Source organism: Streptosporangium sp. G11 (genome assembly GCF_051192615.1).
In the GTDB taxonomy this organism is placed as follows: Bacteria; Actinomycetota; Actinomycetes; order Streptosporangiales; family Streptosporangiaceae; genus Streptosporangium.
The window spans coordinates 1-611 of sequence record NZ_JBPJUQ010000364.1 but is presented as its reverse complement, the minus strand read 5'-3'; the positions used below and the strand labels follow the sequence as shown (position 1 = coordinate 611).

Annotated in this window: 1 protein-coding gene; it reads right to left on the bottom strand. The window is 67.9% G+C overall.

The window, feature by feature from the left end; translation table 11 throughout:
• On the bottom strand, window positions 1–581 hold a 581-nt coding region (locus ACSDR0_RS51055), incomplete at its 3' end, for a beta-ketoacyl synthase N-terminal-like domain-containing protein (protein WP_435296209.1).
• Window positions 582–611: the final 30 nt, after the last annotated feature.

Genomic DNA, 611 nt, shown 5'->3' with positions numbered 1-611 from the left:
AACGCCGTCGGCGTAGCCATCACCGTCACCCCACCGGCCAACGCCATATCCGACTCACCTTGACGCAACGAACTGGCAGCCAGGTGCAACGCCACCAAAGACGACGAACACGCCGTGTCCACCGTCACCGCCGGCCCCTCCAACCCGAACGTGTACGACACCCGACCCGACGCCACACTCCCCGCACTCCCACTCGCCAACAACCCCTCCAAATCCCCCGGCACCCCCGCGACACTGGTGGCGTAGTCGCCGTACATGACCCCCGCGAACACCCCCGTCCGCGTTCCACGCACCGACACCGGATCGATCCCCGCCCGCTCGAACGCCTCCCACGCCGTCTCCAGCAACAACCGCTGCTGCGGATCCATCGCCTGAGCCTCACGCGGAGAAATCCCGAAGAAGTCGGCGTCGAATTCGGCGGCGCTCTCGAGGAAGCCGCCTTCCCTGACGTACGACGTCCCCCGCCGCTCCGGGTCCGAGTCGAACAGGCCGTCCAGGTCCCAGCCGCGGTCGGTGGGGAATCCCGAAACCGCATCGCGACCACTCGCCACCACGTCCCACAGCTCCTCGGGTGAGGACACCCCACCCGGATAGCGACACGCCATCCCCAC